We start from the raw sequence: 16,896 nt of genomic DNA on the forward strand, positions 1-16,896 counted from the left end.
CTGGACATGGCTAAATCGACAAAGTCAAGCAAAGGCCAGGCCCCCCGGCCCGAGATTTCTGTCATCACCCCTTTTTATAATGAGGCATCGGGGGTTGAGCGTTTTATGGCGGAGCTGACAGAGGTGCTTATTGGTGAAGGCCTTGATTATGAAATTATTTGTGTCGACGACGGCAGCTCTGACTTGACCCTGCCTGCGCTCTTGAAAGCCCGCGAATCAAACCGACGCGTCCGGATTATCCAGTTGAGCCGTAATTTCGGCAAGGAGGTAGCTTTGACCGCTGGACTTGACCATGCCCGCGGGCAGGCCGTGATTCCCATGGACGCGGACTTGCAGGATCCACCTCGATTGATTCCCCATCTGGTCTCGCGCTGGCGTGATGGCTATCAGGTTGTCAATGCGCACCGGGCTGAGCGGATCAGTGACTCCTGGATGAAACGGAACACAGCCAAGCTGTTCTACAAGGTTTTCAATGCGATCAGTGAGACACCAATTCCAGAAAACACGGGGGACTTCAGGTTGATGGACCGTGAAGTGGTTGAGGCCTTGCGCTGCATGCCGGAAAGGGATCGATTCATGAAAGGGCTTTTTGCGTGGGTTGGTTACCGGACCACGGAAATCACCTATGAACGCCCGGCCCGGGCAACAGGTGAAAGCAAATGGAATTACTGGAAGCTCTTTAATTTTGCGGTTGGCGGAGTCACTGCCTTCAGCACATTTCCTCTACGGCTTTTCAATTATATTGGCCTCGCCGTCGCCTCGCTGAGTTTTCTGTATGCCTCCCTTCTTGTCATCCGGACACTGTTCCTCGGTCGGGATGTTCCCGGGTATGCCTCCATCATGGTTGTGATTCTCTTTCTAGGTGGTATCCAGTTGATCGGCATTGGCGTTGTCGGCGAATATATCGGTCGTGTCTTTATCGAGGTCAAGGAGCGTCCACTCTATCTTGTTCACAAGGTACATGGATTCGACGAGGATCTGCGGGGCAATGGAAGCTGAAGTATTCCAGCGAATGGCGGAGCAGGAGAACCGGCATTGGTGGTTTCGTGCCCGGCGGCGAATCCTGCAATCCCTGATCGAGAAATATGCCGATCCTTCCCGCTTCGGTAAGTTGAAGATTCTTGAGGCTGGATCGGGTACGGGGGGTAATTTGGAAATGCTCAGCCGTTTTGGCCAGGTTTCCGCATTCGAGTTGGACAAGACTGCTTGTCAAATAACGCGCTCCCGCGGGTTTGAGGTCCGGGAAGGCCGCCTTCCATCAGACCATCCGTTCGTTGACGATCGTTTTGACTTGATCGTTCTCTTTGACGTTCTTGAGCATGTCGAGGCTGACCAGGAGTCGCTGTCATCGCTTGCTGCCCTGCTTGAACCGGGCGGAATCCTTGTTCTCACAGTTCCAGCGTTTCCTTTCTTGTGGAGCGGGCATGATGAGAAACACCATCATTTCCGCCGGTATCGCAGGCCCGGTTTGCGCGGGCAGCTGCAGCAGGCCGGCCTGCAGATAAAGCGAATTACCTATTTTAATTCCTTCCTTTTTCCCGTTGTGGCGATGGTTCGTTGTATCAAGAAATTGGTACATTCCAAACACAGTGATGAGGAGGGTCTTCCTGCACCCTGGCTCAACCTTATACTCGAGAAAGTATTCTCCAGTGAGCGTTTTTTACTTTCAATGTTGAGTTTTCCTTTTGGGGTTTCCCTCCTTTCGATTTGCCAGCGTCCCAAACGCTGAATGGGAAATTCTGGCGTTGCCAGATTGGTCGGTATCGCTATCGCTGTAATAGGTATTCATGACAAGTCTGCCACAACGCGACGTTCTAAGGCGCTTTCTACTCGCTTACGGTATTTTTGCGTCTTTGCTTTACGTTTTCCTCATGCTGGTGGCATTCCCTTGGTGGCAGGCTTCCAATCATCCGGTCCTCCTTACTGTCGGGGCAAATAAAAATACGGAAATCCGGCTTGGGTTTTCCGCCCATGATGAGGAGCTTTTGTTTATTCCGGCGGGGAAGGTAACCTCTTTCCACTGGAATTGGGCGACTGAATTGCCTCCCAAGAAGCAGTATGACCTTCGACTTGAATTTCCGAAAGGGACAAATGGTGAGGTGATCCTCAAGGAAGTTACCGTTCTGAATCTCCATCCCAATGAGGGGGATGTCTCCCTGGACCTGAGTGAATTGGTGGATACGCCAAAGGATAATGTCCGGATCCGCAAACTCGGGGACGGTTGGGGCGTTCTAGCTCGTCCGGGCGGGAGTTTTGAACTTCCGCAGGGATCCCTGGAACAGCCTTCTTTGGCATGGTTCAAGGATTGGGTAGCCGCTACTTGGGGCTACCTTTTATTCAGTGGAATGGGGCTTCTGTTATTTGTGACTGCACTCAGGTTCCCAAATGCAATCGAGCCTCGAAAACGTCTTGTTCCGGTCTATGAAACAGCTGCCTTGATAATCGGGGTTGTTGCCGGCACGGCCATTCATCTTCATTTGCTCAAACATGCTGTACCCGGGTATATTTCCGGAGATGCCACAGCCTATCTGATGGCAGCGCTGGTGGGGTCACCCGTTTCCTCCCAAGCCCCGGAAGCCCTGTCGTATTTTGCCAGTCCCTTGCCATTGTATCCACTCTTGTTGCGCTTTGGACTGCAGCTTCTGAACGGGGACATCAATGCCTTCATCCTGGTTCAGGGAATCGTGTACAGTGTATCAATTCTTCTGCTTGCCCTCAGTTTAAGGCGGCTTGTCCACGGGTATCTGATTGGACTTGTCGCGTTCTTGATTCTTGTTTCTCCATTTGGTGTATGGGCCAGTCGCCACATTGAGCCTACTTCTTTCTCCGCAAGTTTTTGGGTCCTTGCGATTGCGGCATTCATTTTTCTTTGGCAACGGTCCGGATTACTTCGTTTGACCGGTTGGATCCTTTTCAGCTTGGCGGCGACTGGCGCAGCCTGTACGCAATCGTCCGGCTTCATCCTGCTGGCTCTTCCGACCTTTCTATTTATCGGTGCGCTCTGGTGGAGTTATTCCAATCGCGGCAGGAATTTTTGGAAAATCCCGGTTTTCTGGTCAACGGTTGGGCAAGTGGCCATTCCTTTCGCGATTGTGTTGATGACCTATTTCTCAATCAACACGGTCAAGTCCCTTGACGGGACATATTCCGGCATGAACGGACTGACGGACATCCATCAGGCCAGTGCACCCTTCAGTTCAGGCTTTCTGGATGTCAGGGCAATTGGAGACGATGATGAGTATGCCAGTTTTATAAAGGCCCGGAATGATGCAGGGTACGCCTTCGGTGGATGGTCCCTTCGCCAACACCTGCTGGCCCGATTGGAAAGCCCTGACGGGATGAGCCTGGCTCAACGGGTCGAAGCCCTGCAGATGCGAACTTCGGAATTTGTTGAATCCAATGAAGGCAGGATTTCCTTTCCAGCCAAGCTTGCTGTCATCGGGCGAATTGGGGGATGGGCCTTTGCCGCCCCGCAGAAGACTGCCTTCTCGTTGGAACCGATTACGCCGTCATACGAAGTGCCTCATGCCTTTGCGGACATGGAGATTGCTGAAGCAATACAAGGTGAGCTATCGCTTGTCGCTTCCGGAACAGACCTTCCAATCCGCCTGATCAAGGCCAACTCGGATCCTTGGGTTTACCTCTACAACCACTCAATTGTCCTCGTTTATCCGTGGCTTTACCGTGTCTTGCTGATTATTTCATTGGTTGGTTGGACGCTGGCTGTTTCCGAGCGGAAGTATCTCGCAACAGCCTTTATCTCACCGTTCTTCCTGCTCATTGTTTACCACATGTCGCAGATGCATATTCTCGGGGCTGAGCTGCAGACCCTCGACGCGGTTATCTGGGTGTCTGCCCTTGGAGGGATTACAAGTGTATTGAAAAATACGCTACAAAAGGAAACGGCTGAAGATGACCGACGCTGTTTGCCCCCGGTCAAGCCGAAAAGGCTCCTGACCCGCCACACGCGCAGGCCGGACGATTTCATTCTTTAATTTCACTCCTTGCGGAGGACAGCCAAGGGAGCTTGTGTGGCAATTCCCCGCGATGTGAGCCATCCCGTCACCCAGGTCAGGAATATGACCGCTACGAGAACTGTCCCTGTTTGAAATGGATGAATTGAAAAAGGAATCGAGAAAACAAAGCGCAAGAGAGCCCAGGAGGCTGCTACAGACAAGGCCAGTCCGGCCAGCCCTGAGATAAGCCCAAGGAGTAGAAACTCCAAAGTGAGAACAGTCCGGATAAAGCGGGTTGAGGCGCCCAAGGTGCGGAAAAGAACGCTTTCCCTGATTCTCTGGTAGCGGCTGCTGATAACTGCTCCGGCAAGGACAAGAAGGCCCGTCGCGATGGTGAACCCTGCCATGAACTTGATAACAAACGTCGCCTTGTTGAGGATCTCCTCAAGCGACTTGAAAACAAGAGACAGGTCGATCAGGCTGACATTGGGAAATTGCTTTGTGAGTGACTGTTGGAGGTTGGCAGTCTCCAACCTGCTGGGCGACTTCACACTGATTGCGTAGACGGTCGGGGCCGCCTCAATCGTGTCCAGGGGAAAGACAATATTGAAGTTCTGCCGGCCTGCCTGCCACCGGACCCGCCGTATGCTGCTGACAACCGTTTCCACCTCGACCCCCTGCACGTTCCAAGTGATTTGGTCGCCAATATCCACGCCAAAGTCTTCTATGACATTTTCGGAGAGGGAAACCGGGTAGGGCTCCCCTCCGTCGTATCGTGGAACAAAACTACCCGCTATCACTTCAGCATTATCGAGCACATGGTCCCTGTAGGTATTGCGGAATTCCCAGGTGTAGACCCAATCCGAGACTGGCGAATCCGGTGTGGTCTTCCATTCCCGCATCGGCTTTCCCTTGATCCTATCAACCCGCATCGTGATTACGGGAAGAATATCCCGGGCTGGGAGTCCCGTATCGGAGAGGAGGCCGATGACTTCATCCCGCTGGTTGGACTGGACATCGAGCAGGATGACGTTGGCGGCATCATCGGATGACTCAATATTCACTTGTCCCAGCAAACCGTCGCGCACAAGTAGCAAGGTGTTGATCAGGAGCACACCCATTCCCAGGGTAACGACCATGAGGAGCGTGCGGTTGTTGGGCCGGTACAGGTTGCCAAGCGCGGTCCGGTAGGCATACGGCATGGAGGCCATCCGCAAACGGCGCAGGGCAGCCCGCAAGGACCACGCAAGAGCGGACAGCAACCCGAGTGAAACGAGCAGTCCGCCAAAAAAGTATAATCCGGTGATGGGCTGTCGGGATTGCTGAAGGGTAAACGCCAGCAGGCTGGATAGGAGGATGCCCGCGGCGAGCCAGGCAAGCGGATCCCTGAAGCTGCTCCCGGAGGATTCGACACTGGACCGAATGGCGCTCAGGGGACTGATTTTCCTGATCCCGAGAAGGGGTATAAGCGCTGAGAAAAAGACGATTAGCCAGCCAAACAAGAGACCCGTGAGGATGGCGGGATAGCTCAAGCGCATTTCAATGGGGAAGGGGAGGAAAGACTGAAGTAGCGATGGAATGATAAACTGAGCCCCAATCCCGAGGACCGTACCCATACTCGCACCGATCAGCCCGAATGTCATCATCTGCCCCAGATAGATGGAGAATGCGGACTTGGAACTGGAGCCAAGGCAGCGAAGGATAGCAATGGTTTCGCGTTTGCCCTGAAGATAGACATTCACAGCTCCGACAATTCCCACTCCGCCAAGCAGGAGGGCGACGAAGCCGATCAAGTTGAGGAAGTCGAGGAGGTTGTTCAGGACCGACTCAATGCCTTGGCGCCGATCCTCGACCGTTTCGACCCGCACGGATTCATCCACGAAAAAAGTATTCTTCTCGGCCTCTATCCGACTTAGCAATCGAGGCAGCTCCTCCGAGTCGATACCGATCGCGGTGCGGTAGCGGACGATGGATCCTTCCTGGATCAATCCGGTTTCCTCGATTCCCTCGAGCGGGATATAGATGCGCGGGGCGAAGAATCCAGTCAGTTCAGATTCCCCTGCCATCCGCAGGAGGGCTGCCTCAATCGTATACTCTTTGGAGCCAAGGACAACGGTGTCACCGGGCAGAAGACCCATTTGAAGGGATAGGCTTTCCTCGATAATGGCGTGCCCGGGCTTTGGAGCCCGTTGCGATTGAACACCTTCAGGGATCGTTTCCATTTCCCCATAGAAGGGAAGGGCCCCATCCACGGCGCGCACTTGGACAAAGCGGGACTCCCCGGCAGTTGGAAAGAACGCCATCGACCTGAACCGGCGCTCATTGACTTTTTCACCGGGTAAGGAAGCGATGAAGCGGGTCAGTTCACTTGATGGCATCTGGCGCGTTTGCAGGACAATGTCCGACCCGAGAAGGGATCGTGCCTGTTCGTCCACGATACGCTTCAAATTTTCGCGTAGTGAATGGATTGCTACAATAGCTCCGATCCCGAAGACCACACTGGAGGTAAAGAGCAAAAGGAGGAGACGCTTACCCCGGCTGTCGCGCCAGGCCATCCGGGCAATCCATCCAGCCCGCGCCTTGCCTGATAGTTTAATTTTTTGGCTCATGCTATGCCTGAGCCATTTCAACCATACCATTGCGCAGGCGCAGGACGCGGTCCATGTGGGCAGCAAGTTCCGTGTCGTGTGTGACCAGGATGAGGGTGTTTCCCGTTTCCCGGTGCGTTGAGAACAGCAGCTCTTCGATTTGTCCACTTGTCTCTTCATCGAGGTTGCCGGTTGGCTCATCGGCGAAGAGGACGGCCGGTTCTGAAACACTGGCCCTGGCAATCGCCACCCGTTGCTGTTCTCCACCCGACAACTGGACGGGGTAGTGGTCGCTTCGCTGGGCGAGGCCGACTCTTTCCAGCCAGGACATGGCCTTTTTGTGGACATTCCGCTGGCCTTTCAATTCAAGCGGGATGCACACGTTTTCGAGGGCGGTCAAGGTCGGGATCAACTGAAAATTTTGAAAAACAAACCCCACATGCTGATTTCGGATTCTGGCCCGGTGATCCTCACTGAGTTCGGACAGCGGTTCTTCCATCAGATGAACAGAGCCGCTACTCGGGGTATCCAGTCCGGCACAGATTCCAAGCAGGGTTGTCTTGCCGCTACCCGATGGACCGACAATGGCGAGCGATTCGCCAGCCTCGACAGAGGTACTGATACCTCCAAGCACCTCAAGCGGGTGCCCCCCGCTGAGGTAAGATTTGTGAATGTCCTTGAGTTTTAACATAAATGGATGTGTGTGGATGTTGAACAACGTCGCCGGCAGTTTGACCTGACACCAGATTCGGGTAGATATTATTGGCTCATGTCGGTTTCAGCCTTCCAGCTTAACAGTATGCTCATTCGGGCTTTAATTTCCATTCTGTGCCTGCTTTTTCTTCCGGCATCACTGGTCGGGGAGCGGATTGTCTTCCTCGGTGACAGCCTTACGGCAGGATATGGACTGGATCCTGAAAATGCCTATCCCAAGTTGGTTGAAACGGCATTGCAGGCTGATGATCCGGAAGTGACTGTGATCAATGCCGGATTAAGCGGGGACACCACAGCAGGCGGATTGCAGCGAGTGGATTGGATTCTTCGCCAGCCAATTGATGTGTTTGTCGTCGCCCTCGGGGCAAATGATGCCTTGCGCGGGCTTCCCGTTGAATCGGCCAAAAAAAACCTGCAGGGGATCATACGCAAAGTTCGCGACAAGCATCCGAAGGCCCGGATCATCCTAGCCGGTATGCTGGCGCCGCCAAACATGGGCAAACCATACCAGAGGGCTTTCAATCGGATCTACCCCGCTTTGGCAAAGTCCGAGTCCGTGGAACTGCTTCCATTTCTTCTTGAAGGCGTAGCGGGTGAACCGTCACTCAATCTTGCAGACGGTGTCCATCCGAACATCGAGGGACACCGCCGGATCGCCCGGGCCGTCCTCAAGTTTTTGAAGAAGCGGTAGAAGGATTATTTCCCGAAGTGTTCCTTGATCAAGGTCATCGCCTTCTCGACATTTTCGCGCGTGTTGAACGCGCTCAGGCGAAAGTGCCCCTCTCCACACGTGCCAAATCCAGCACCTGGGGTGCAGACGATTCCAGTCTTGTGTAGAAGCTCGTCGAAAAAGTCCCATGAGGATCCATCAATCTTGATCCAGACGTAGGGAGCGTTTGTTCCACCCACGCAGGAAAACCCGAGCTCGGTCATGGTCTTGTGGATGATAGCCGCATTTTCCATGTAGAAATCGGTGAGGGTTTTGACTTCCTTCTTGCCCTCTGGTGAGTAGATTGCGGCGGCCCCACGCTGAACCGGATAGGAAACTCCATTGAACTTTGTCGTGTGGCGACGGTTCCAGAGCTTGTTGATGCTCACCTTTTCGCCGGCGCTGTCGTAGGCGAAGAGTTCTTCGGGGACCACGGTGAAAGCGCATCGGGTTCCTGTGAAGCCGGCGTTTTTTGAGAAAGAGCGGAACTCGATGGCGCACTCGCGGGCGCCGCCAATTTCATAAATCGAGTGCGGGACTTCAGGATCACGGATAAACGCCACATAGGCAGCATCGTACAGGATGATCGCCTTGTTCCGGCGCGCGTAATCAACCCACTCCTGGAGCTGTTCGCGCGTCGCGCAGGCGCCTGTCGGGTTATTGGGAAAGCACAGGTAAATCAGGTCAACCGCTTCCTCCGGTGGAGATGGCACATAACCATTATCGGGGGTTGATTCGAGGTAGACGAGCCCCTCATAGCGCCCGTTGACGTTCTGGCCGGTCCGTCCGCCCATGACGTTGGTATCCACATAGACGGGATAGACCGGATCTGGAATGGCGACTTTCGCGGATTCGGAGAAAATTTCCTGAATGTTTCCGCTGTCACACTTCGATCCGTCCGAGACAAAGATCTCCGAAGGCTTGATTTCGCATCCGCGCGGGGAGTAGTCATTTTCAGCAATGGCTTCCCTGAGAAAAGCATAACCCTGCTCGGGACCATAGCCATGGAATCCAGTGCGTGTCCCCATTTCATCCACGGCATCATGAATGGCCTTGCGGCAGACTTCCGGGAGGGGTTCGGTGACATCTCCAATCCCCATCTTGATGATCGGTTGGTCCGGGTTTTCCTCGGCAAAGCGGTTCACGCGTTTGGCGATATCGCTGAAAAGATAGGATGCCTGAAGCTTGGAATAGTTTTCGTTAATCTGTGCCATATGAAGCTACAGGAATAAGGATTGCGCACTGAGACAAGCGACAAAATCCATTTGCCACCTTAAAATGTATGAAATGCCTTGAGGGATCAGCTATTCGGGGCAATTGTATAAGGTAAGGTGGAGCGATTGATATGCAGATTATAGAAGACCTCAACAAGATGCAGGAAACCGCCATCGGATTGCGGTCCAGCGGCAAGCTGATTGCCCTTGTCTCGACCAGTGGCGCCTTGCACGCCGGCCATGCCGCCTTGATCCGGCGGGCCAGGGAAGAGGCCGATGTCGTGATTGTCTCGACAATTGTCAATCCGCTCGAATTCGGACCCAATGAGGATTACCAACGTTATCCAAGGAATAGTTCGGGAGACGCTGAGTTTTGCGAAAAGGAGGGCGTGGACATCATTTTCCGTCCTTCCGTGAAGGAGCTTTTCCCGGAGAGTTTTTCCTTAAACGTGTCCGAAACATGTATCAGCGGAACGCTGTGCGGCGTCTCCCGTCCGAATTACTTCAGTGGCGTTTGCACCCTGCATGCGATGCTCTTTAATCTGGTCCGCCCGGACCATGTTGTCCTTGGGATGCGTGATCCGCAGAAGGTCAGCGTCATCCGAAAACTGGTCGACGAGCTGCATTTTCCAATAACCATCTTTGTTGAAGAGATTGTCCGGGACACCGACGGGCTCCCCTTCAATTCGAGAAACGCCTACCTCAATGATTTTCAGCGCCGTGATGCGGCCACCCTGCACAAGGCCCTCTGCGAAGGCAAAAAACTTGTCGATCAGGGCATCAGCAACGTGGACCGAGTCCTTGCCGAAGTCACACACCACATCTCCCAGGTGCGCCGCTTGCGGGTGATTTATGTGGCTGCGGTTTCCCCCGTTACGATGGAACCGGTGCGGAGTGAGATTGTTCCCGGCAAGACTCTTGTCTTGACCGCGGTCTGGTGCGACGAGGTCCGCCTGATAGACAATATCGTGCTTTGACGGGTGGGCCCGGTCCTAGACTACCAGGATTGACGGTTTTTCGAGCAGCTTTCTCAGTGCATCCAGATATTGTGCCCCAACGGCCCCATCAATGACACGGTGATCTCCGCTCAGGCCGACCTTCATGCGGTAACCGACAACGATCTGGTCATGGGCGTTGACCACCGGCTGTTTAATGGTGGCACCCACGCTGAGGATGGCGGCGTTGTTTGGATTAATGATCCCGTAGAAGTCAGTGATGCCAAACATGCCCAGGTTGGTGACCGTCAAGGTGCTTCCTGACATCTCGTCCGGCTTGAGCTTACGGTCGCGGGCCTTCTTGATCAGCTCACGGGCCTCCGTGGAAATTTCCCGCAAGGATTTATTCTGGGCATCGCGAATGACAGGCGTGACGAGTCCGTCATCAATCGCCACTCCGAAGGCAAGATGAACCGATCCATACTGCTTGATCGTATCCTTCTGCCATGAGCGGTTGATCCCGGGGACCTGAACAGCTGCCATCGCGGCAGCCTTCAGGATCAAATCGTTCACGGTGAACTTAATCCCGCCATCCTGTGCGGGGAGTTCCGCGAGAAAGCTGTTCAAGTCCTGACGGATATTGGCCAGGGCTTCCGCATCGACTTCGCTCTGCAAATAGAAGTGCGGAGCTTCGGTTTTGGATTTCACCAAGGCCTTGGCAATGGTGGCGCGCATGTTGCTGACCTTCTCGGTCTTTTCCTCGATTGATCCGAAAGTGAATGAGGGGCCGGAGGTTCCAGCTCCAGGCGTTTGCGGTGATTGTGAAGCCTGCTCCACATCCGCCTTGACGATTCGGCCGCCGGGACCCGTTCCCTGGACCCGACTCAGGTCGACTCCCATTTCCTCCGCGACTTTGCGTGCCAGCGGGGAGGCCTTGACGCGTCCGTCATCAGTGGTCGATTTCACGCTGGGAGCGGGAGCCGGTGCAGACACACTCTCATTCTCTTCTGCTACAGGTTCCGCATCATCCGTCTCAGGCTCTTCTTCCTCGTTGGTGCCATCGGATTCATCCGAATCAGATTCCTCGGGGGGCGCCGCTGTCTCGACTTCAACCTCCGGGGCCTCTTCACCCTCTTCCCCGATCGCGCAGATTGGGCTACCAATAGCTACCGAGTCACCTTCCTGGACATACTGCTTTAGCAAGCGACCATCCTCGAAGACCTCCACTTCCATCGTGGCCTTGTCGGTCTCGACTTCGGCGATCATGTCACCGGAGGAGATTTCATCGCCCTCCTGCTTGAGCCATTTGATAAGCGTACCGGTTGTCATGGTATCGCTCAGTTTGGGCATTTCAATGATTTCGGCCATGGGATCGATTGGTTAAGGTGAAAACAGGAATTTGTTAAGCTTTGATTTGAAACATGTGCCGGACTTCGCGAACAACGACATCGGCACTCGGGACTTGGATTTTTTCCACCGGCGGGCTGTAGAAGGCCGGTGCATCAACGGCACTGATCCGGTGGACAGGCGAGTCGAGGTAATCGAATGCCTCACGCTGGATCAAGTGGGAGATCTGGGCACCAACGCCACAGAAGGGTTTATTCTCCTCAACAAGCAGGACTTTATTGGTCTTCTTGACTGATTTGAGGATGGTTTCCTTGTCGAGCGGACGGATACTGCGCAGGTCGACCACTTCCGCGTCGATATTCTGCTCCTTCTTGAGAATCTTGGCCGCCTTGAGTGCTTCAAGGACCATGGCGCCATGGGCGACCAGGGTGATGTCACTGCCTTCAAGTTTCACTTCGGCCTTGCCGAGTGGAATGGTGAAATCCGGATCATCGGGAACCTCCCCCTCGTTGCCGTAGAGAAGGGTGCTTTCCATGAAGAAAACCGGATCGTTGTCGCGGATCGAACTCTTGAGCAGGCCCTTGGCGTCCGCCGGGGTTGCCGGGACGACGACCTTCAGACCGGGAAAGTTGGCCGCCAGATTCTCCGGGGTGTGCGAGTGGGTTGCGCCCACATTTGTACCGGCGTTTGCGGGGCCGCGGATGACAATTGGACAATTGATCTTGCCGCCTGACATGTAACGGAGGCTGGAGGCATTGTTGACCGCCTGGTCCCATGCCACGTAGACGAATGAGAAAAACATCATCTCAATCACCGGTCGCAAACCCAGGAAGGAGGCACCGATTCCCAAGCCGATGAAGCCGGCTTCAGAGATCGGGGCGTCAACCAGCCGCTTGTCCCCAAAGCGTTTCCAGAGACCCTCGGTGACCTTGTAGGCGCCGTTGTATTGGGCGACTTCTTCGCCCATGATGAAGACGTTCTCGTCCCGTTCGATTTCTTCGGCGAGCGCGTCCTTCAATGCCTGTCTGTAAGTAATTACTGCCATTTTTCTTTCCTGATCCTAATTTCCAAGACCGTACACCTTGTCCCTAAAACGGGAGCCGGTCATTAAAGAAGATTTCCCCTTCGTTGTTGTGGGTTCCGGGGTTGTCCACCGAATGGTAGACGTCCGAGAGGATTTCCTGCGGGGGCGGGAATGGAGATTCCTCGGCAAAGCGAACGGACTCCTTGGCCTCCTCTTTGGCGGCCTTGTCGATTTCCTTGACCTGTTCGACGGAGATCACCTTTTCCTCAAGTAGGATCTGCTCCCACACATTGAGGGGATCTTTCTTTTCCTGATAGTGACGAATCTCCTCCTTGGTCCGGTAGCGCTGGTGATTTGCATCGGCGATGGAGTGACCGTAGTATCGGTAAGTAAAGACTTCCATCACAGTCGGGCGGCTTTTTTCGTGAGCACGCTCAATCGCGGCATGCGTCTTTGCCCGCACCTCGTAAAGGTTTTCCCCGTGGACGGTGTCCCAATCAATCTTGTAGGCTTCCGCGCGGGAGGCGAGACCGGCGTCCGGGAAGACACTTGAGCGTACCTGGCTGGTGCCCATCGAGTAGCCGTTGTTCTCAATGATGTAGACAATCGGCACATCCCAGAGGCTGGCGATGTTGAGGGATTCGTGAAAGACCCCCTGATTGACCGCGCCGTCACCGAGATAACAAATGGCGCATCCTTTGATCCCTTTGTACTTGAGCGCGTAAGCCAGTCCGAGTCCCAAAGGGGTCTGGCCGGCGACAATCCCGTGGCCTCCCCAGAAGTTCTTGTCCGGCGCGAAAAAGTGCATTGAGCCGCCTTTGCCCTTCGAACAGCCGGTGAACTTGCCGTACATTTCCGCCATGCATTCATTCATGCCCATCCCAACCGCGAGGGCATGCCCGTGGTCACGGTAGGCCGTGATGATGTGGTCGTTCTCGTTCATGACCGAAACCGTTCCCACCGCAGTCGCTTCCTGACCGATGTAAAGGTGGAGGAATCCCCCCATTTTCCCCTTCTGGTAGGCCTGCAGGGCAGCCTGCTCGAATTTGCGTATGCGGACCATGTCAGTGAAGCATTTGATCTTTGCCTCACTGGTCATCGCCTTGTTGATCGGTTCATCAGCGAAGGCAAAGAGGTCATCCTTGCTCAGTTCGCGGGATTTACCCTTGTTAAAATCGTGTGTTTCCGGTGCTTCAGTGCTCACAAGCTCTCCTTGATTAAATTGCCCAATGCAGTCAATTATCCCCGGTAATCCAAGCAAAAAGTATGGATCACCGAATTGTGGGGAAATATAGGGTAATTCCCGTGATTGTAAACCGCCGCCTGCGCTTCTTCTCAGCCCAGCCGCATTATTTCATCAGTTTCGACAATCATTGGCCGGTCGCTCCGGCAATCCGCCCGCAGGGCAACAAAGTCCTTGTGCGACTTGAAGTAGATTTTCCAGAGTGACTGGCGATCCGTCTCCGGGAGGTCCAACCCGTCGATATCGGATTCCTTGAAGAAGGCAAAGTTGCCCTCGGAAATGGGCGGAGGAAGGGCTTCCAAAGGTTTGTGGCAGTCGAAGAGAAACATCAGCCAATGGCATCGGTCCTCGTAGTTTTTCTCGGCGATCATCGCAAACAAGTGCAAATCTGCAGGCGTGATCGTGAGTCCGGCCTCTTCGCCGACTTCCCGCACCGCCGCCTCATGTGGAGATTCACCTGTCCCCATTTCCAGCTTCCCACCGATCGGGCTCCAGAGTCCCTTGTTCGGGGATTTATTTCTTTTCATGAGAAGAAGGTCCCCTTCGGGATTTCTCAAATAGATCAGTGAACTGATTTTATACGGCAGCGAATCCATTTGAGGAGATCCTGTCCGAAACATCTGATTGTGCAAGACTGCTCCACTTGCCTGAATTTAGGTATGGAAATCCCGACGGACTAACGGTATAATCATTAGCCAATGAAGCGCATGAAGCATTGGCGGGGAAGGAAGCCTTCGGGTGAAATCACGATTTGCTGGGCGGACAATGGAGTCTCGTTCGTTCAGTGGGCGCAACGGCCGGGTGGGATCCGCGAGTACCGGAAGGGCCACTTTATGGAGGCGGTGTCGATATCGGCACGAACTTACCAGGAGAACCTCCATGAGTTTTTGGAAAGCGCCAGCGGATCCAAGGCCAAAGTGCACTGGGTCATCCTCTCGGAGAGCTTTCCGCATGAGGGATCCGAAATGGATTGCCAGCCGGTAATCCCCGGATGGATAGCACGTTGCTGGGAGGGCCTTGAATTGAGTGAGATTCCAAGGGTAATTCTTATGGGGAGACAGTCCCTGGAATGCGCTTTGAATGAGTGGCCGGAATTCCAGTCCTCGGGAACTGGCCTTTGCCTGCGGATCGCGCAAAGAATTTTATTTCTCGGGCAGGGGAATGGGAGGCGGTATTATCGCCTATCCCGAAAGGGTTTGGCCGGCCCTGCCGACGAAAATTATGTCAGCCGCGAGTGGCTGTTGCAGACCCGTCTCCTCTTCAGGAACCGGACCGGCACGGCTTTGCGCAAGGTCTACATTCCCCAGGGAAGGGAGTGCCATTTTTCATGGGAAAATGAGAAGTCCCTTGAGATAATTCCAAGTCTCAAGCCACCCGCATGGGCTTCATTGTGCGATGAGGCGCTCGATGACGGGCTCCGATTTCTGCACTTGAGCGCCTTTAACGGAGCGCGTGAGCCAGCGTGCCGGATTCACCTGCCCATCTTGGAGAAGCGTCGTCACACCCAGACATGGGACCGCCGTCTCAAAATTGGGTCCTGCCTCCTGCTTGGCGGGTGGAGCTTTCTGCTGCTGGGGGCGTGTCGGCATTCTGTAGCCGCTTCTCCATCAGCGATGGGAGAGGATAGACTGGCAGCCTTCCAAACTGAGGTTGAGGGCTATGAGAAACGCTGGCAGAAGATCAAGAACTACGAAACCGGGAGAAGGCTTCCCTACCGCCTGGTGGGAATAATTGCTCGATCCAAACCGGAAGCAGTTGAATTGGAGAGAATCCAGCTCGCGAGGGCCGCTGGAAAAGTTCCCGGAACGTTCACGGTGACTGTCAAGGGAGCCTTGGAAGCCAAGGAGCCAACCGCCGGATTCCGAGGCTGGGTTGATGGCCTACGCGATGCAATTGATCTTGATAGGATTGAGAATCTCCGGTTCGAGCGCAGTGAAAAACGTATCCATTTTCTATTACAGGGATCAACCGGGTTGAAAGGGAGGCAATGATGCGTATTTTCTGGATTCTTCTTTTAGTGCTGCTCCTTCTGGGACAGTTAATCACATTTGTAAGCAGTAAAACCCCCGTACCGGTTATCCAACCTCTAGCAGTTGAAGCATCCGAAGGGCTCTACGAGTTGGTTTCCGAGACGCGTGAGGTTTGGAAGGACGCCGTTTATTATACGCTAAACCCGGTTGAAATTTCCACCGGCAAACCCGAGAGCCTTCTTGACCGTGAGCAGTTTATGCTGGAGTTACGGGATCTGGAACAAACATTGGGCAATTCAGGCGGTGAATACCTCATTACCAAGGAGCTTTCCCGGTGGTTCAATGCCTCGTCCGGTCAAGGTGCTTCAAAAGGGAATCACTCCGGCATCTCGAGCTACCTGGCCGGTCTGAAGGGCTGGATGGAGACTTGCTCCTCATCTGCCCCGCACATCTCCCTTGAACGCAGTTTTCTAAATCCTGAAATATCCTCCGACTATCCATGCCTTTCCTTTGAGATGAGTGGATCCGCCTTTGATCTGGGCTCCTTTCTAATCGACTATGAGGATCGCTTTCCGGAATGGCAATTAAAGGAGCTCGATTTGATGAAATCGGCGGAGGATGATTCCTGGTGGTTGCGGGGGAGTTTTGTTTTCGAGGGAGAACAATTGTGATTGTTCCGACCGGCTTTGTAAGAACCTTTTCCCTCTTCTGCTTCTGGGTCCTGCCTCTGGTTGTCCCGGCGGCATTTGTCATTCGCCATCTGATGGACACGCCCGCTGTAGATTCACCGGTTGGTTGGGCCTGCCTGGCTCTTCCCGCGACGATGGTCTCCGTCGAAAGGCCTTTACGCGGATGGGAAAGTCTTCAGCCAAGAGTGATTTCAGCGAGTCCGGTCCACCCGGTGGCAACACTACCGGATCCTGACCCCATATTGCATGTGGATACTGCCATCCCGATAGAATTGCACGGGCATGTCGGACATGGAGAGTCAGTTGTGTACTTTTTTCTGGATACAGAGAACAACAAGTGGTTCCGCTTGTCGCCAGGTGAGGTGGATCCCGACCGAAAGCTGGCTCTCCAGTCTGGAGACGGTGAAGCCCTTCGTATGGTGAATCTTTCTACTGGCTCCCAATACATGATTTCCCCGGGGCAGAGAAGCCCTGTGCTGGTCACCGAAGAACGTTAACCTTGGCCTT

15 protein-coding genes are annotated in these 16,896 nt (G+C 54.1%); 8 read left to right on the plus strand and 7 right to left on the minus strand.

What is annotated here, in order from left to right:
- The first annotated feature begins 6 nt into the window (after positions 1 to 6).
- The 3 genes from G0Q06_RS09595 to G0Q06_RS09605 are packed head-to-tail and all read left to right on the plus strand — an operon-like array spanning position 7 to position 3,995.
- Positions 7 to 999, plus strand: a complete 993-nt coding sequence (locus G0Q06_RS09595) for a glycosyltransferase family 2 protein (RefSeq protein ID WP_163965053.1) — start codon at positions 7 to 9, stop codon at positions 997 to 999.
- Entirely contained in the window at positions 989 to 1,729 is a 741-nt protein-coding gene (locus G0Q06_RS09600; RefSeq protein WP_163965055.1) for a class I SAM-dependent methyltransferase, read from the plus strand. The genes G0Q06_RS09595 and G0Q06_RS09600 overlap by 11 nt, the downstream gene beginning before the upstream one ends.
- A gap of 58 nt (positions 1,730 to 1,787) precedes the next feature.
- Positions 1,788 to 3,995: a glycosyltransferase family 39 protein gene (locus G0Q06_RS09605; RefSeq protein WP_163965058.1), complete on the plus strand. Its 2,208-nt coding sequence runs from the start codon at positions 1,788 to 1,790 to the stop codon at positions 3,993 to 3,995.
- A 2-nt stretch (positions 3,996 to 3,997) separates the two neighbouring features.
- Here G0Q06_RS09605 and G0Q06_RS09610 read toward each other — a convergent pair whose 3' ends face one another.
- Positions 3,998 to 6,565: an ABC transporter permease gene (locus G0Q06_RS09610; protein WP_163965060.1), complete on the minus strand. Its 2,568-nt coding sequence runs from the start codon at positions 6,563 to 6,565 to the stop codon at positions 3,998 to 4,000.
- A 1-nt stretch (position 6,566) separates the two neighbouring features.
- A complete protein-coding gene (locus tag G0Q06_RS09615) occupies positions 6,567 to 7,235 on the minus strand; it encodes an ABC transporter ATP-binding protein (RefSeq protein ID WP_163965063.1) in 669 nt (222 codons plus the stop codon).
- A 12-nt stretch (positions 7,236 to 7,247) separates the two neighbouring features.
- Between G0Q06_RS09615 and G0Q06_RS09620 the strand changes: the two genes are divergently transcribed.
- Positions 7,248 to 7,949, plus strand: coding sequence for an arylesterase (locus G0Q06_RS09620; RefSeq protein ID WP_338045121.1), 702 nt, complete (start codon positions 7,248 to 7,250; stop codon positions 7,947 to 7,949).
- Positions 7,950 to 7,954: 5 nt separating this feature from the next.
- On the opposite strand, the gene G0Q06_RS09625 is transcribed toward G0Q06_RS09620, so the two are convergent.
- Positions 7,955 to 9,181, minus strand: coding sequence for an LL-diaminopimelate aminotransferase (locus G0Q06_RS09625; protein ID WP_163965066.1), 1,227 nt, complete (start codon positions 9,179 to 9,181; stop codon positions 7,955 to 7,957).
- A gap of 131 nt (positions 9,182 to 9,312) precedes the next feature.
- Here G0Q06_RS09625 and panC point away from each other — a divergent pair, with 131 nt between their 5' ends.
- On the plus strand, positions 9,313 to 10,158 hold the full coding sequence (gene panC / locus G0Q06_RS09630) for a pantoate--beta-alanine ligase (RefSeq protein WP_163965068.1): 846 nt from the start codon (positions 9,313 to 9,315) through the stop codon (positions 10,156 to 10,158).
- Positions 10,159 to 10,173: 15 nt separating this feature from the next.
- On the opposite strand, the gene G0Q06_RS09635 is transcribed toward panC, so the two are convergent.
- From G0Q06_RS09635 to G0Q06_RS09650, 4 genes are all read right to left on the minus strand, one after another.
- On the minus strand, positions 10,174 to 11,484 hold the full coding sequence (locus G0Q06_RS09635) for a dihydrolipoamide acetyltransferase family protein (protein ID WP_163965071.1): 1,311 nt from the start codon (positions 11,482 to 11,484) through the stop codon (positions 10,174 to 10,176).
- Between the two features lie 34 nt (positions 11,485 to 11,518).
- Complete coding sequence (locus G0Q06_RS09640) at positions 11,519 to 12,508, minus strand: alpha-ketoacid dehydrogenase subunit beta (protein ID WP_163965074.1); 990 nt, start codon at positions 12,506 to 12,508, stop codon at positions 11,519 to 11,521.
- A gap of 43 nt (positions 12,509 to 12,551) precedes the next feature.
- Positions 12,552 to 13,691: a pyruvate dehydrogenase (acetyl-transferring) E1 component subunit alpha gene (gene pdhA, locus G0Q06_RS09645; protein WP_338045122.1), complete on the minus strand. Its 1,140-nt coding sequence runs from the start codon at positions 13,689 to 13,691 to the stop codon at positions 12,552 to 12,554.
- A 131-nt stretch (positions 13,692 to 13,822) separates the two neighbouring features.
- Entirely contained in the window at positions 13,823 to 14,350 is a 528-nt protein-coding gene (locus G0Q06_RS09650; protein WP_338045123.1) for an NUDIX hydrolase, read from the minus strand.
- Positions 14,351 to 14,428: 78 nt separating this feature from the next.
- On the opposite strand from G0Q06_RS09650, the gene G0Q06_RS09655 reads away from it, so the two are divergent.
- The 3 genes from G0Q06_RS09655 to G0Q06_RS09665 are packed head-to-tail and all read left to right on the plus strand — an operon-like array spanning position 14,429 to position 16,886.
- Complete coding sequence (locus G0Q06_RS09655; RefSeq protein ID WP_163965079.1) at positions 14,429 to 15,721, plus strand: hypothetical protein; 1,293 nt, start codon at positions 14,429 to 14,431, stop codon at positions 15,719 to 15,721.
- On the plus strand, positions 15,718 to 16,371 hold the full coding sequence (locus G0Q06_RS09660) for a hypothetical protein (protein WP_163965082.1): 654 nt from the start codon (positions 15,718 to 15,720) through the stop codon (positions 16,369 to 16,371). The genes G0Q06_RS09655 and G0Q06_RS09660 overlap by 4 nt, the downstream gene beginning before the upstream one ends.
- Positions 16,368 to 16,886: a hypothetical protein gene (locus G0Q06_RS09665; protein WP_163965085.1), complete on the plus strand. Its 519-nt coding sequence runs from the start codon at positions 16,368 to 16,370 to the stop codon at positions 16,884 to 16,886. Before G0Q06_RS09660 ends, G0Q06_RS09665 begins: the two co-directional genes overlap by 4 nt.
- Positions 16,887 to 16,896: the final 10 nt, after the last annotated feature.

The organism is Oceanipulchritudo coccoides, assembly GCF_010500615.1.
Lineage (GTDB): Bacteria > Verrucomicrobiota > Verrucomicrobiia > Opitutales > Oceanipulchritudinaceae > Oceanipulchritudo > Oceanipulchritudo coccoides.